This window comes from Kribbella sp. NPDC023855 (assembly GCF_040639475.1).
Lineage (GTDB): Bacteria > Actinomycetota > Actinomycetes > Propionibacteriales > Kribbellaceae > Kribbella.
Genome location: NZ_JBFAAA010000004.1, coordinates 504585 through 517900, shown reverse-complemented (window position 1 = coordinate 517900; position 13316 = coordinate 504585). Strand labels below are relative to the sequence as shown.

Annotated in this window: 15 protein-coding genes; 5 read left to right on the top strand and 10 right to left on the bottom strand. The window is 68.8% G+C overall.

Annotated features, from left to right (window positions below; translation table 11 throughout):
* Window positions 1-74: 74 nt before the first annotated feature.
* The gene (locus AB0F51_RS17640; RefSeq protein ID WP_360280985.1) at window positions 75-1433 is read right to left on the bottom strand and encodes an MFS transporter; all 1359 of its coding nucleotides are present in this window, start codon (window positions 1431-1433) and stop codon (window positions 75-77) included.
* Window positions 1434-1499: 66 nt separating this feature from the next.
* On the opposite strand from AB0F51_RS17640, the gene AB0F51_RS17635 reads away from it, so the two are divergent.
* On the top strand, window positions 1500-2060 hold the full coding sequence (locus tag AB0F51_RS17635; RefSeq protein WP_360280983.1) for an ABATE domain-containing protein: 561 nt from the start codon (window positions 1500-1502) through the stop codon (window positions 2058-2060).
* On the opposite strand, the gene AB0F51_RS17630 is transcribed toward AB0F51_RS17635, so the two are convergent.
* The 3 genes from AB0F51_RS17630 to AB0F51_RS17620 form a co-directional block, all read right to left on the bottom strand.
* Window positions 2057-2884: an EamA family transporter gene (locus AB0F51_RS17630; RefSeq protein WP_360280981.1), complete on the bottom strand. Its 828-nt coding sequence runs from the start codon at window positions 2882-2884 to the stop codon at window positions 2057-2059. The genes AB0F51_RS17635 and AB0F51_RS17630 overlap by 4 nt on opposite strands.
* 105 nt (window positions 2885-2989) lie before the next feature.
* Window positions 2990-3718 carry a GAF and ANTAR domain-containing protein gene (locus tag AB0F51_RS17625; RefSeq protein WP_360280979.1) on the bottom strand — a complete coding sequence of 243 codons (729 nt, stop codon included), beginning with the start codon at window positions 3716-3718 and terminating at the stop codon, window positions 2990-2992.
* Window positions 3718-4413, bottom strand: a complete 696-nt coding sequence (locus AB0F51_RS17620) for an ANTAR domain-containing protein (RefSeq protein WP_360280977.1) — start codon at window positions 4411-4413, stop codon at window positions 3718-3720. The genes AB0F51_RS17625 and AB0F51_RS17620 overlap by 1 nt, the downstream gene beginning before the upstream one ends.
* Before the next feature lie 99 nt (window positions 4414-4512).
* Between AB0F51_RS17620 and AB0F51_RS17615 the strand changes: the two genes are divergently transcribed.
* Window positions 4513-5259, top strand: coding sequence for a GAF and ANTAR domain-containing protein (locus tag AB0F51_RS17615; RefSeq protein ID WP_360280975.1), 747 nt, complete (start codon window positions 4513-4515; stop codon window positions 5257-5259).
* A gap of 7 nt (window positions 5260-5266) precedes the next feature.
* On the opposite strand, the gene AB0F51_RS17610 is transcribed toward AB0F51_RS17615, so the two are convergent.
* Window positions 5267-6223, bottom strand: a complete 957-nt coding sequence (locus AB0F51_RS17610; RefSeq protein WP_360280973.1) for a TIGR03557 family F420-dependent LLM class oxidoreductase — start codon at window positions 6221-6223, stop codon at window positions 5267-5269.
* Between the two features lie 17 nt (window positions 6224-6240).
* The gene (locus tag AB0F51_RS17605; RefSeq protein WP_360280971.1) at window positions 6241-6426 is read right to left on the bottom strand and encodes a hypothetical protein; all 186 of its coding nucleotides are present in this window, start codon (window positions 6424-6426) and stop codon (window positions 6241-6243) included.
* 115 nt (window positions 6427-6541) lie between these two features.
* On the opposite strand from AB0F51_RS17605, the gene AB0F51_RS17600 reads away from it, so the two are divergent.
* The gene (locus tag AB0F51_RS17600) at window positions 6542-7663 is read left to right on the top strand and encodes an aminotransferase class I/II-fold pyridoxal phosphate-dependent enzyme (RefSeq protein ID WP_360280969.1); all 1122 of its coding nucleotides are present in this window, start codon (window positions 6542-6544) and stop codon (window positions 7661-7663) included.
* Between the two features lie 64 nt (window positions 7664-7727).
* Window positions 7728-8693: a TIGR03557 family F420-dependent LLM class oxidoreductase gene (locus AB0F51_RS17595; protein WP_360280967.1), complete on the top strand. Its 966-nt coding sequence runs from the start codon at window positions 7728-7730 to the stop codon at window positions 8691-8693.
* On the opposite strand, the gene AB0F51_RS17590 is transcribed toward AB0F51_RS17595, so the two are convergent.
* Window positions 8682-9296, bottom strand: coding sequence for a UdgX family uracil-DNA binding protein (locus AB0F51_RS17590; protein ID WP_360280965.1), 615 nt, complete (start codon window positions 9294-9296; stop codon window positions 8682-8684). The genes AB0F51_RS17595 and AB0F51_RS17590 overlap by 12 nt on opposite strands.
* Complete coding sequence (locus tag AB0F51_RS17585) at window positions 9293-9517, bottom strand: CDGSH iron-sulfur domain-containing protein (protein WP_360280963.1); 225 nt, start codon at window positions 9515-9517, stop codon at window positions 9293-9295. The genes AB0F51_RS17590 and AB0F51_RS17585 overlap by 4 nt, the downstream gene beginning before the upstream one ends.
* A gap of 89 nt (window positions 9518-9606) precedes the next feature.
* Here AB0F51_RS17585 and AB0F51_RS17580 point away from each other — a divergent pair, with 89 nt between their 5' ends.
* Window positions 9607-10587: an iron-containing redox enzyme family protein gene (locus AB0F51_RS17580; RefSeq protein WP_360280961.1), complete on the top strand. Its 981-nt coding sequence runs from the start codon at window positions 9607-9609 to the stop codon at window positions 10585-10587.
* Here AB0F51_RS17580 and AB0F51_RS17575 read toward each other — a convergent pair.
* Both AB0F51_RS17575 and AB0F51_RS17570 read right to left on the bottom strand, forming a co-directional pair.
* Window positions 10584-12971 (bottom strand): phosphoketolase family protein, encoded by a 2388-nt coding sequence (locus tag AB0F51_RS17575; protein WP_360280959.1) that lies wholly within the window; start codon window positions 12969-12971, stop codon window positions 10584-10586. The genes AB0F51_RS17580 and AB0F51_RS17575 overlap by 4 nt on opposite strands.
* Complete coding sequence (locus AB0F51_RS17570; RefSeq protein WP_360280957.1) at window positions 12971-13294, bottom strand: plasmid stabilization protein; 324 nt, start codon at window positions 13292-13294, stop codon at window positions 12971-12973. The genes AB0F51_RS17575 and AB0F51_RS17570 overlap by 1 nt, the downstream gene beginning before the upstream one ends.
* Window positions 13295-13316: the final 22 nt, after the last annotated feature.

The following is a 13316-nucleotide window of genomic DNA, read 5'->3' as shown; positions in this document are numbered from 1 at the left end:
TTGTCTTCTCGTCTCCCCCGGTTCCCGCCCGCGCGAATTCGAAAAGCCACCTTCGGAAGTCAGGACCGGCTAAGTCAGTGCTGGCTAGGTCGGGGCCGGCGAAACGTGCGACGGCGAACGCGGGGCCGGGTCGCAGCGGCCACGCCGGCCATCACCACCAACGCCGTACCGGCGACAGTCAGCCACCCGGCCGTGTAGTCCAGCCCGTACTCCCGGCCGGCCACCGCGATGGTGATCGCGACCATCGTCGCCGTACCGACCTGGGCCGCTGTGTTGAGCAGGCCGGCCGCGCTACCTTGCTGGTCGGCCGGTACCGCAGTACCGAGTCCGTACGCCGCCACGGCTCCTATCCCGTTGCCCAACCCGGCCAGTGCGAGCCCGATGAGCAGTGTGGTCGTCGCGGACCAGAACACCATTGCGGCGGCGCCTGCGAGGATCAGCAGCAGCCCGAGAGTCAGTAAGATCCGGGCACCCACGCGAGGCATCAACCGTCCCGCCAGCGCTGCTGCCAAAACCACGGCCACGCTGAACGGCAGGATCATCAGACCGGCCGCTGCGGGACTGAAGCCCTGCGTTTCCTGCAGATAGAGAGTGCCGACGACCACGAGCGCGCTGGTCGTGGCAGTGATGCCGTACGACCCGGCCAGCCCACCTACGAAGGTCCGCCGCCACAGACTCGGCGGCACCAGCGGTGACGTCGTACTGCGCTCGCGAATCACCAGCAGGACCACTGCCAGTACGCCGACTAGGCCGAGCGCGAACGGGACAGGCCAGGGCTTCGCGGTGGCGTTGGCAGCGGCAACGACCGCCGCAACGGCGACCACCTGCAACAGCACCGAGCGCGGATCGAACCCCGGAGACGCCTGCCGCTCCGACCGATCCCGCTCGATCACCCGCACCAGTACTGCGATGAGGACCGCGGTGACCACCAGATTCCCCCAGAAGATCGCCCGCCAGCTCACCGCCGAGGTCGTCAGACCACCGACCAGCAACCCGGCCGCACCGGCCAGCCCGCCGCATGCGTTCCAGGCGCCGAGTGCACGATCGCGCGCGGTCTGCGTCTCGGCAGCTCGGGTCAGCAAGACCAGCGCGTTCGGTATCGACACCGCTGCGGCCGCGCCCTGGATCGCGCGCCCAGCTACCAGCACCGCCATCGTCGGAGCGACAGCAGCGACTACAGACCCGGCAGCGAAGACCACGAGCCCCGCAATCAGCAGGCGGCGATGCCCGTAGCGATCACCGAGCCGGGCGGCCAGGAGCAGCAGACTGCTGAAGCCGACCGCGTAGACGGGCACCAGCAGGCCCGCCTGGGCCGCGGACCCGTCCAGCTCGGCCAGCATCCGCGGCAGGGCGGACACGACCACCGTCACGCCCATCACGTCGACGAACTGAACTGTGCACAGAGCCACCAGCCGGCCGCGAGAGTTGTCCATCCCTCGACGCTAAAGTAATGCTTTTGTACCTTCAAACCGTTAGCGTGTTGCTCTAGGCTGACCAGTATGGGCATCGAGCTGACCTGGGAGTGGCTGGACGGCAGCCCCGCGCTCGACTTCGCGAACACCGTCCTGCGGCGCGGCTGGACCGAGCACGAACTGGTGACGTCGCCCGATGCTCTGAGTTCCTGGCTGGACGCGGCGGCGCTTCCGGCTCCTCGTCCGGCGACTGTCACCGACGACGACGTCGAGGCGTTCCTACACCTCCGCGACGCGTCCCTCCGCCTGCTGCGGGCCGCCGCGGGTCACGGCAAGCGGCAAGCTGGCGATGTCCGGACCCTCAACGAGGCCCTGCTGAGTTGTCCGGAGGTGGTGGTGCTGGACGAGTCCACCGGCTCGCCCGTCGCCCGGCCGGTCGGTTCACCAGCGCCCTTCACGCTCCTGCTGGCAAAGCTGGCCGGCGAAGTACGCGACGTACTGGCTGGACCACGGCCGGACCTCGCCCTCTGCGACGCACCTGGCTGTGGTGGGCTCTTCTTCCGGCGCCGGACAAACCAGGCATGGTGCGGCCCACCCTGCGGCAACCGAGCCCGCGTGGCCCGGCACCACAGCGCCAATGACCACTAGAGAGAGATCAAGACGACTGACCCAGTGGCGCAGACCAGGCCAACCACCTGGCCGCGGGTCAGGCGCTCACGCAACACAGTGAGTCCAAGCAGGACAGGCACAGCCGGGTAGAGCGACGTGAGGACGACTGCGATCGACAGTGCCTCGTGACGGGTCGCCACCAGAAAGGCGCCCATAGCCAGGGTTCCCAGTACTCCGGACAGCACCGCCAGGCCCGCCGTACCGGGTTTCATCCGTAGCCTGTCGCGCCGCAGAGCCAGAGGCGCGACGGACAGTACGGCGACGACGCGGTTGAGCACCAACGGCCAGAACCCTGCCGACTCGTCCGCCCGCGCCAGTGCGACGTACTGCAAGGCGAAAGCGGCTCCGGATAGCAGTGCCCAGCGAGCGCCTGCCGCCGAACCACCGCGTGGCCCGGCGCGACTGGTCATCAGCCACAGCGCCGGGATGGAGATCGCGAACCCGCACCACGCGGCGAGGCCGATCTGGTCGTTCAACAGCGCAACCCCGATCACGACCGGGATGGCGACACCGGCAACATCACTCAGCGGTACTACGACGCTGAGGCGCCCGACGCTCATCGCCTGGAACAGGAAGGCCGCGCCCAGCCCGGTGCCGATACCCGACAGAGCTCCCCACGCGAGTGAACCACCGGAGACCGCCGACGCGCCCGCGACCAGCGCGAAGCACACGGTCAGCAGCACCCCGCAGATCTGGCCGACGAACACGACCACACTGCTGTGCAGCCGGCGCGCGGCCAGTCCGGCCGCGAAGTCCGACAGGCCGAAGCAGAGCGCGGACGCCAGCGCCAGCCCGGTTCCCATCGGTCACCCCAACCCTGATCAACCGATCGACGCAGGTGTAGTGCCCGATCGGGGATCAGGCAAACCAGGCTCGGCCACTCAGGGCTACGCCTCGGCGACCGGCTGTCAGTCGGCGGCGACAGCGTTGTCGATGATGCGGGCGGCCACCTCGCCGAGTGGTTCGCCGGTGTCGCCGGCCAGCGCGAGCAGGAGTTCGAAGGCTTCGTCGAACGGCACGTTCTCGACGTACGCGAGCACGCCCTTGGCGCGTTCGATCACGATCCGCTCGTCCAGCGCCGCCCTGAACCGGTCCGCGAGGTCTGCTCCGGTCACCCCACCGGAGTGGACGATGGCGAGCGTCACCAGGTCGGCGAACATCTGGGCGACCTCCCCGATCTCGTCGGCGGAGCCTTCGTCGCGGAAGAACAGGTTCAGGGCGCCGAGCGCTTCACCTCGCCACATCATCGGCGCCGCGTACACCGCCTGATATCCGGCTCGCTGCAGTGCATGAGTCACCGACGGCCAGCGGGACGCGATCTGCTGGCTACCGGACACGGCCACCGCAGTACGGGCCCGTACTGCGTCGACCCACGGGCCTTCGTCGACCTGCAGCAGGTAAAGCTCCAGCTCGTGGGCGCGGTGGCTGGTCGAGGCGAGCAGCTCGAGCCGTCCGTCGTCCGGTCTGACCACCACCATGCCGGCTGCCGAGGCTCCGGTCGCGCGGGTGCAACCGGCCAGCAGCGAGGTGGTCATGCCGATGACGTCCCCCGCACCGAGCAGGCCGGCGCTGGCGAGCGCCAGTTCGTGCAGCGCACCGGCCGTACGGCGCGCGGCGGAGTCATCGTGTGTGGACATCAGTCTCCCTGCGAGAAGTCGAGCCGACGGGTGATAACCAGGTCGGCGATCTCGGCCAGCGTGGTGTCGTGCGCGTAGGCGTGCGCCCGCAGGATCGCCAGCGCGTCGTCCGGGCTGAGCCGTAGCTGCGCGATGACCATCCCGGTCGCCTGGTGGATCGCCGCCCGCGAGGACCAGGCCCCGCTCTCGGTGAGGCCGGCGTCGACCGACGGGTCGCGCAGCAGCGCGGCACCGATCGCGTCGGCCAGGAACTGGGCCGTCTCCTCCGACTCGGCGACCCGCGAGCTGCCCGCGACGTACAGGCTCAGGGTGCCGAAGACGTGCTGGCCCGGCCGCATCGCGAAGCAGCGGATCTGGAGCGGCTCGACCGAGGCGCGGGCCGCACGGGTGAACTCGGGCCAGCGCCGGACGGCCTCCTCGTCCAGCCCGGTGGCCACTGCCTGGCCGGTCCGGAACGCGTCGTGACACGGCCCTTCGCCGAGCACGTCCTGCAGGTCTTCCATCCGGGCCGCGACCTGGTTCGTCGCGGCCAGGGTGATCCTGCTCGAGGTGTCGTTGCTGACCGTGATCGAGGCGGCGTCGACATTCAGGATCAGCCGGCACGCCTCGCACAACCGCTCGGCCAGATGCCGGTCCCGCGCGTTCGCCGCGGCCAGCCGCGCCAGCCGAGCCAGGATCACCGCATGGTCTGTCATGACCTTCTCCGCCTCGTGGCAGGCAGCCGCAGCGCCCAAGGACAAGACTCACCTTACGCGCCCGGTGTAACTTCGGCCGGTGTTGGCATGATGTCCACCATGGAACACTCCGACCAGGCGGGCGCCCCGGACGCACCCTTGGGACGGCCCGAGCCGGCCGACACCCAGGAGACGGCCGACGCGTTCGCGCGGCTGGCAGTCGAACTGCACGACGCCGACGGCGTCGTCGAGACCGTCGAGGCGGTCGCGCAGTTCGCCCTGCAGGCCCTGAACTGCTCGTACGCCGGGATCGCCCTCAACTCGCGCGGCGCGCGGCCCGAGATCGCCGCCGTGACCGATCCGGTGGTCGCCGAGGTCTTCGAGATGCAGCTCGCCAGCGAGACGGGGCCCCTCGTCACCGCGCTGCGCGACCGGATCTCGGTGCAGATCGTCGACACCGGCACCGAGGAGCGATGGCCCGAGTGGGCGGCCAAGGTCGCGGCCCTGGGCGTGCGCAGCGTCCTCGACGTACCGCTGGTGGCGGGCAGTCACCGGACCCGGACCATCGGAGTGCTCGGGCTCTACAGCCCGAACCCGGACGCGTTCGGCCCCGACGACGAGGCGATCGCGTACATCCTCGCCCGGCACGCCTCGGTCGCGGTGGCCACCGCCCGGCACGAGGCGTCGATGGCGCAGGCGGTCGACGCGCGGAAGCTGGTCGGGCAGGCGATGGGCATCCTGATGGAGCGGTTCGCCATTGACGGCGATCGCGCGTTCGCGATCCTGAAACGCTATTCCCAGGACACCAACACCAAGTTGCGCGATGTCGCCCAGCAGCTGATCGACACCCGCCGCCTGCCCTCCTGACGAGGGGTCAGAGTTCGCGCAGCGCCGGTCCGAGCTCCTTCTCGAAGAAAGCGAAGAAGCCATCGGGGTCCGGGCCGGCGTTGATCAGCGCCAGGTTGTCGTAGTCGGCGTCCACAAACTCCTTGGCGACCTCGACATGCCGCTCGACGTCCGGCCCACAGCCGAACTGCTCGGCCATGTGGTCCGCCGTCACCAGCTTGGTGGCGGCGTCGAAGTTCACCGGGTTGGGCAGTTCCGCCTGCACCTTCCACCCGGTGACGCCGAACCGGAACAGCCGCCGGGCAGACTCCGCGGCCTCTTCGGCCGAGGGGGCCCACGCCAGCGGCACTTCGGCGTACCGGGGGCCTTGCCCGCCGGCCTTCCGGTACTCCGTGACGAGGTCGGCGCGAGGTTCGGTGGTGAAGAGCGCGTCACCGACTTCTCCGGCCAGGCGGGCGGCCGCGGGTCCACCGGCCGCGACGGCGATGCGGGGCAACGGGTCCGGCAGGTCGAAGACGCGCGCGTCCTCCAGCCGCAGGTGCTTGCCCTCGTACGACTGGTAACCGCCGCTCCACAGCAACCGGATGATCTCGATCGCCTCGCGCAGCATTTCGTGGCGCTGGGCAACGGCCGGCCAGCCCTGCCCGACCACGTGCTCGTTGAGCCGTTCACCGGCCCCGAGGCCGAGGGTGAACCGGCCGCCGGCCAGAAGTGCCGTGGTGGCGGCAGCCTGGGCGACGATCGCCGGGTGGTAGCGGATGAACGGGCACGTCACCCCGGTCGCGAGCTCGATCCGTGACGTCCGGGCGGCCGCCGCGGCGAGCATCGAAAAGGCGAACCCGGAGTGCTCGTGCTCCGGCACCCAGGGATGGAAGTGGTCACTGACCTCCACGAAGTCGAAGCCGGCCTGTTCGGCCCGCACGGCCTGGTCGACGATCTCGGTCGGCGAGTACGCCTCCGCGATCAACTTGTAGCCGAGTCGCATTCAGTGCCTCTCCGTCGTCACCAGCGCGGAAGCTGGTCGTCCGGGTCCTCTTCGGTGTTAGGTTCGGGCTCAGGTACCGGCTCGGTCAGCGGGCTGTCGTCGTCCGGCCGGATGCCGATGTCAGGCTGCCTGCTGTCGGGGTCCGGATTGTCGGGGTCCCCACCGCCGGCCGGCGGCACAGGGGGGATCGGGTTGGTGCTCATCGCAGTACCTCCTGACGGATGATCTGGACAGCGATCCGGTACCCGAAGGGCGCGGCAGCAATCAGTCGGCCGCTTTCCGGGTAATGGCCCGGTGCCGACCCCCGAGAGGAGCGACATGCCCAAGGTGCCTGCCCTGCAGGAGCTGCAACAACGGCGGAGCGAGAAGTGGTACGGCCACGGCGAGGGCGTGATCGCCGCGACGGTGGCGGAGATGGATTTCGAGCTGGCCGAGCCGATCGCGGCCGCCCTGCACGACGCCGTGTCCCGCAGCGACCTCGGCTACGTCTCGTCCCAGCCGTCCTCTCTCGGTACTGCGTTCGCCGGTTTCGCCCAGCGAAGGCTGGACTGGAAGGTCGATCCCGACCGGGTCACGCTCGTGCCGGACGTGATGGTCGGACTGATCGAGCTGTGCCGGGTGATCGCGCCCGGCGGGTCGATCGGTTTCGCGACCGCCGCCTATCCCCCGTTCTTCGAGCAACTGCCGGCAGCGGGCTTCTCGCTGGTCCCCATGCCACTGCTCACCGACCGCTCCTTCGACTTCGACCGCCTGACCGCACAGCTGCGGGACGGCCTCGACATCCTGATCCTGGCCAACCCGCACAACCCGACCGGCCGCACCCTCCCGTACGACGAACTGGCGCGGATCGCGGACCTCTGTGCGCAGTACGGCGCGTGGGTGCTGGCCGACGAGATCCATGCACCCCTCGTCCTGCCGGGGGCCAAACACGTGCCCTGGCTCGAAGTCTCCGACGCGGCCCGGTCCTGCGGCATTTCGTTGACCTCGGCATCGAAAGCCTTCAACCTCGCCGGACTCAAGGCCGCCCTGCTGGTGACCGCGTCCGACCGCGCGCAGGATGTCCTCCGGCGGCTGCCGATCACCAACGACCAGGTCGGCCTGCTCGGCCTGGTTGCTTCCGAGGCAGCTTTCTCGTTCGGCGACGACTGGCTCGACGACGTACTGCGCCAACTCGACCGGAACCGTGCCGTCATCGACGCGCAGCTGCCGGAAGGAGTCACCTGGACTCCCCCACAGGCGACGTACGTCGGCTGGCTCGACTGCTCCGGGGCGAACCTGGGCCAGGAGCCGGCGGAGTTCTTCCTGGACCACGCCCGTGTCGCGCTCAGTCCGGGCCGCAACTACGACCCGGCAGCGATTGCCTTCACCCGGCTGAACTTCGGCACAAGTGAAGAACTTCTCACCGAAATGCTCCGCCGGATGGCCTCCGCCATCAGCTGAGATCTCGCGTGTATCGCCTCGCGGGTTGGGCACCGGGGCGATACCGACGAGACTTGGAGGCACAGTGAAGATCGGCTACTTCCTGTCCAGCGAGGAGTACACCCCGGCACAGCTGATCGAGCAGGCCCGGCTGGCCGAGGAGTCCGGCTTCGACAGTCTGTGGATCAGCGACCACTTCCATCCCTGGAACGACGAACAGGGCCAGAGCGCGTTCGTGTGGTCGACGATCGGCGCGATCGCACAGGTCTGCGAGCTCCCGGTGACGACGGCGGTGACGTGCCCGACGGTACGGATCCACCCGGCCGTCATCGCGCAGGCGGCCGCGACCAGCGCAGTACTGCTGAACGGGCGGTTCACGCTCGGGATCGGGACCGGTGAGGCGCTCAACGAGCACGTCCTCGGCGATGTCTGGCCGACGGTCGACGTCCGGCTGGAGATGCTCGAGGAAGCCGTCGAGATCATGCGCCGGCTGTGGACCGAGGACGGTTTCGTGAACCATCGCGGGAAGCACTACACGGTCGACACCGCCCGGATCTACACCCGGCCCGACTCGCCGTTGCCGATCTACATGTCCGGTTTCGGCCCGGAGGCGACCGATGTCGCCGCCCGGATCGCCGACGGCTACATCACGACCTCGCCGGACAAGGAGTTGCTGCAGCGGTTCCGTGAGCACGGCGGCGGGGACAAGCCGGCGCAGGTGGGCTTCAAGGTGAGCTACGCACCCACGGTCGAGGAAGGCGTCGAGCAGGCGCACCGGATCTGGGGCAACTCGGGCCTGCCGGGCGAGCTCGCCCAGGTGCTGCCTTCGCCGCGACACTTCGAGCAGGCGAGCCAGCTGGTCACCAAGGAGCAGACCGCCAAGTCGATAGCCGCGGGACCGAAGGCCGACGACCATCTGGAGGCGTTCAAGCCGTACGTCGAGGCCGGGTTCGACGAGATCTACGTGGCGAACATGGGCCCGCACTCGGTGGACATGATGTCGCTCTACCGCGACGAGGTGCTGCCCGAGCTGCGCAGGTCACTCAAGTAGGGCAGCGGCGGCGCGGAGATCGTCGACGAAGAGCCCGAAGTCACGGCGGTACTCCTCGGAACGCACGACCGACGACGGATGGACTGTCGCCACGGCGGCAGTCCCGTCCGGCAGCTCGACAGGCTGGCCGCGATGCTCGGTCACCCGGAAGGTTGTGCCCAGCAACGCCCGCGCGGCGACCGCGCCGAGCACGACCACCAGGCTGGGCTTCACGATCTGCAGTTCGCGCGTCAACCAAGGGCCGCAGGCAATGATGTGACTGACGGCCGGCGTCTTGTGGATCCGTCGCTTGCCTCGCCGCTCGAACCGGAAGTGCTTCACCGCGTTGGTGACGTAGACGTCGTCCCGATCGATGCCGGCCTCAGCCAGCGCCTTGTCGAGCAGGCGTCCGGCCGGTCCGACGAACACGCGCCCCTCTTTGTCCTCGACATCGCCGGGCTGCTCGCCGACCAGCATCATCCGCGCTTTCGCGGGCCCGTCCCCCGGTACGACCTGCTCGGCTTCCTCCCACAGATCGCAGCCGCGGCAGGCGGGCAGTGCAGCCTCGAGGCTGGGCAGCCCGCCCCGGGAAGGCACCCATTCCTGCGCCCCGACGAATTTCACGCCGCTCCCTCCCGCGGGGGCCGCCTCTTCGTGAGCGCGTGGCTACCGTCACACAGCGGTTTCAGTCCGGACTTGCCGCAGCGACACAGCGCGATGGTCGCCCTGCCGGGATCGATCACCGCCCCGGTCTCGTCGCGCAGCTCGAAGGAGCCCCGCACCAGCAATGGCCCGTCCTCGTAGGCGCGGATGACGGCGACGTCTTCTCCAGGCGAATCACTCATGCCGGACCGGTACCCCTGCCGATCTTGTGCGAAAAGTGCTTGTGGCATCGATCTGGCGGGTACCTGCGGCTGGTCGAAGGAGGAACCACATGCACCTGCCCCCATCCCGCGGGCCGCTCACCCACTGGTTGACGAACCACCTGCGGGGCGGCCGGCCCGTTCCGCCGCCCGCGGTCGAGACCCAGGACGGCCTGCCGTGGGCCGACGAGGACCTGCAACTCGCCCTGTGGTGCTGTTACGAGCTGCACTACCGCGGCTTCGACGACGTCGAGGAGTCGGCCGAGTGGGATCTCGACGTGCTGGCCTTCCGCGCCGAGCTCGAGCGCCCCTGGCTCGACTGGCTGAGCGCCACCTACCGCCCGGATGTGGTCAGCGGCAGGCCCTCACAGTTGTTGCGGGAGCTGATCGACGCCGACGACGGCCCGCCGCTGGCGGCGTACCTGCATCGTCATGCCGATCTGGACGAGTTCCGTGAGTTCGTGCTGAACCGCTCGGTCTACCAGCTCAAGGAGGCCGACCCGCACAGCTTCGGCATCCCCCGGCTGGAGGGTGCGACCAAGGCTGCCCTGGTGGAGATCCAGGCCGACGAGTACGGCGGCGGCCGGCCGGAGCGCATGCATGCCGAGCTCTTCCGGACGACTATGCGCTGGCTCGGCCTCGACGACAGCTACGGCCGGTACGTCGCCGACGTACCGGCCGTCACGCTGGCGATCTCCAACGTCATGTCCTTCTTCGCCCTGCACCGCCGCTGGACCGGCGCCCTGCTGGGTCACCTGGCGGCCCTGGAGATGACCTCGACCCTGCCCAACCGCCGGTACGCCGCCGGCGCGACTCGTCTCGGCGCCGACCCGGCCGCCGCGCGCTACTTCACCGAACATGTCGAGGCCGACGCGGTTCACGAGCAGATCGCGGCGCACGATCTGTGCGACTCCTACGCCCAGGAGCATCCCGAGGCCACCGCCGACATCTTGTTCGGCGCTGCCTGCTGTCTGGGTCTGGACAACCTGTTCGCCCAGCAACTGTTGGACAGCTGGGATGCCGGCGCCCGGCCTCGCAGTGAGGCCGGTTAGCGGCTCCAGCGCCAGTCGCGCACTTCGGGGAGGTCTTCCCCGTAGGTGGTGACGTGCGCGCGATGGCGGGTCCGCTGGTCGGCGAACCACTGCCGTTGCGAGCTCGCCCGGCTGCGCAACGACGGCACCCGGTCGATCACGTCCATCGCCAGGTGGAACCGATCGAGGTTGTTCAGCACGACCATGTCGAACGGCGTGGTCGTCGTCCCTTCCTCGATGTAGCCGCGCACATGCAGGTCGGCGTGGTTGTTCCGCCGGTAGGTGAGCCGATGGATCAGCCACGGGTAACCGTGGTACGCGAACATCACCGGCGTACCGGGTGGGAAGAGCGCGTCGTAGTCCGGATCGCTCAGGCCGTGCGGGTGCTCGGTGGCGTCCTGCAGACGCATCAGGTCGACCACGTTGACGACGCGGATCTTCAACTGGGGCAAGTGTTCGCGCAACAGGTCGACCGCGGCCAACGTCTCCAGCGTCGGTACGTCGCCGGCACAGGCCATCACCACGTCGGGTTCACCGTTGTCGTTGCTGGCGAAGTCCCAGACGCCGATCCCGCGAGCGCAGTGCAGCGCCGCTTCGTCCCAGTCGAGCCAGTTCGGTTGCGGTTGCTTGCCTGCGACAACGACATTGACGTAGTTCCGGGTCCGCAGGCAGTGGTCCATCGTGGACAGCAACGTGTTCGCGTCCGGCGGCAGGTAGACCCGGACGACCTCGGCCTTCTTGTTCACCACGTGGTCGATGAAGCCGGGATCCTGGTGCGAGAACCCGTTGTGGTCCTGCCGCCAGACGTGCGACGTCAGCAGATAGTTCAGCGACGGGACCGGCCGGCGCCAGTCCAGCCGGTTCACCGTCTTCAGCCACTTGGCGTGCTGGTTCACCATCGAGTCGACGATGTGCACGAAGGCCTCGTACGACGAGAACAGGCCGTGCCGCCCGGTGAGCAGGTACCCCTCCAACCAGCCCTGACAGGTGTGCTCGCTGAGCATCTCCAGCACTCGCCCGTCCTGCGCCAGGTGTAAGTCGGTCGGTAGCCGGCCGGCGTTCCACGCCTTGGCCGTCACCTCGTAGACCGCTGACAACCGGTTCGACTCCGTCTCGTCCGGCCCGACCATCCGGAAGTTCCGGTGCGTCTCGTTGGCCGTGAAGACATCCCGCAGATAGCCGCCCAGCACCTTGGTCGGCTCGCCGTCCTCAGCCCCGGGCGCCTTCACCGGTACTGCGTACTCCGCGACCGGCGGCAGCTCCAGATCGCGAGTCAGCAGCCCACCGTTGGCGTGCGGGCTCGACCCCATCCGCAACCCCGGGGGCGGAGCCAGCTCCAGCACGCCGGTGACTGGCCGGCCTGACGGTTCGAACAGCTCCTCCGGCCGGTAGCTCCGCATCCACTCTTCGAGCTGGCGAAGGTGTTCCTCGTTCGTCCGTACGCCGGACAGCGGCACCTGATGCGACCGCCACGTGTCCTCGACCGGCTCGCCGTCGACCACCTGCGGCCCGGTCCAGCCCTTCGGGGTCCGCAGGACGATCATCGGCCAGGCGGCTCGCGGCGTCCCCTCGGCCGAAGTACGGGCCTCCAGCTGGATTTCATCGATGCGGTCCAGGCATCGGTCCATCGTGGCGGCCAAGGCCTGGTGGACGGCGGCCGGATCCGAGCCTTCGACCAGGTAGGGCTCGTGTCCGTAGCCGCGCAGCAGCGCGGTGAGCTCCTCGTCACCGATCCGCGCGAGCAGCGACGGATTGGCGATCTTGTAGCCGTTCAGGTGCAAGATCGGCAGCACCGCACCGTCGCGGCGCGGGTCGATGAACTTGTTGGAGTGCCAAGACGTTGCCAGCGGCCCCGTTTCCGCCTCACCGTCACCGACCACGCAGGCGACGACGAGTCGCGGGTTGTCGAACGCCGCGCCATAGGCGTGGCTGAGCGAGTAGCCGAGCTCGCCACCCTCGTTGATCGACCCCGGTACTTCGGGTGCCACGTGGCTCGGAATCCCACCGGGGAAGGAGAACTGCTTGAACAGCCTGGTCAGACCGGCGACGTCCTGCCCCGTGTTCGGGTACGTCTCGGTCCAGCTGCCCTCGAGCCAGGTGTTCGCGACGATGGCCGGACCGCCGTGGCCCGGCCCGATCACGTACATGAACTCGCGCTCGCGCCGGCGGATCACCCGGTTGAGGTGCGTGTAGATCAGGTTCAGTCCGGGCGTCGTACCCCAGTGCCCGAGCAGCCGCGGCTTGATGTGCTCAGGCCGCAGCGGCTCCTCGAGCAACGGGTTGGCCAGCAGGTAGATCTGCCCGACCGACAGGTAGTTGGCCGCCCGCCAGTAGGCGTCGAGGCCGTGGACTTCCGCTTCGCTCAGCGGGGTTGTGTCGATGACTTGCCAGCTCGGCTCCGACACTAGCGACCGACAGCCTTTTCGAGTTCCGCCTTGCTCATCTTGGACCGCCCCTTGATTTTCTTCTGCTTGGCCTCGTTGTAGAGCTGGTCCTTGGTCCGGCCTTGCGACCCCTGGTGCGAGCGCAGGCCACCGCGGCGGCTCGACGACATGTCGTTGGTGGAGGACTTGCTCTTCTGCTTCGCCTCGCCGGACCGCGCCCGCTCCTTGTTCACGGTGCGTGCCGCGATCTCCTCGGCTTTGTCCTCGCTGCGTCCGCGCTTCTTCAGGCCGTCCTTGATGTGCTCGTACTGCCGTTCGCGCTTCTTGTTCGATCCAGCGGGCATGGCTGTCTCCTTTCGCTACTAG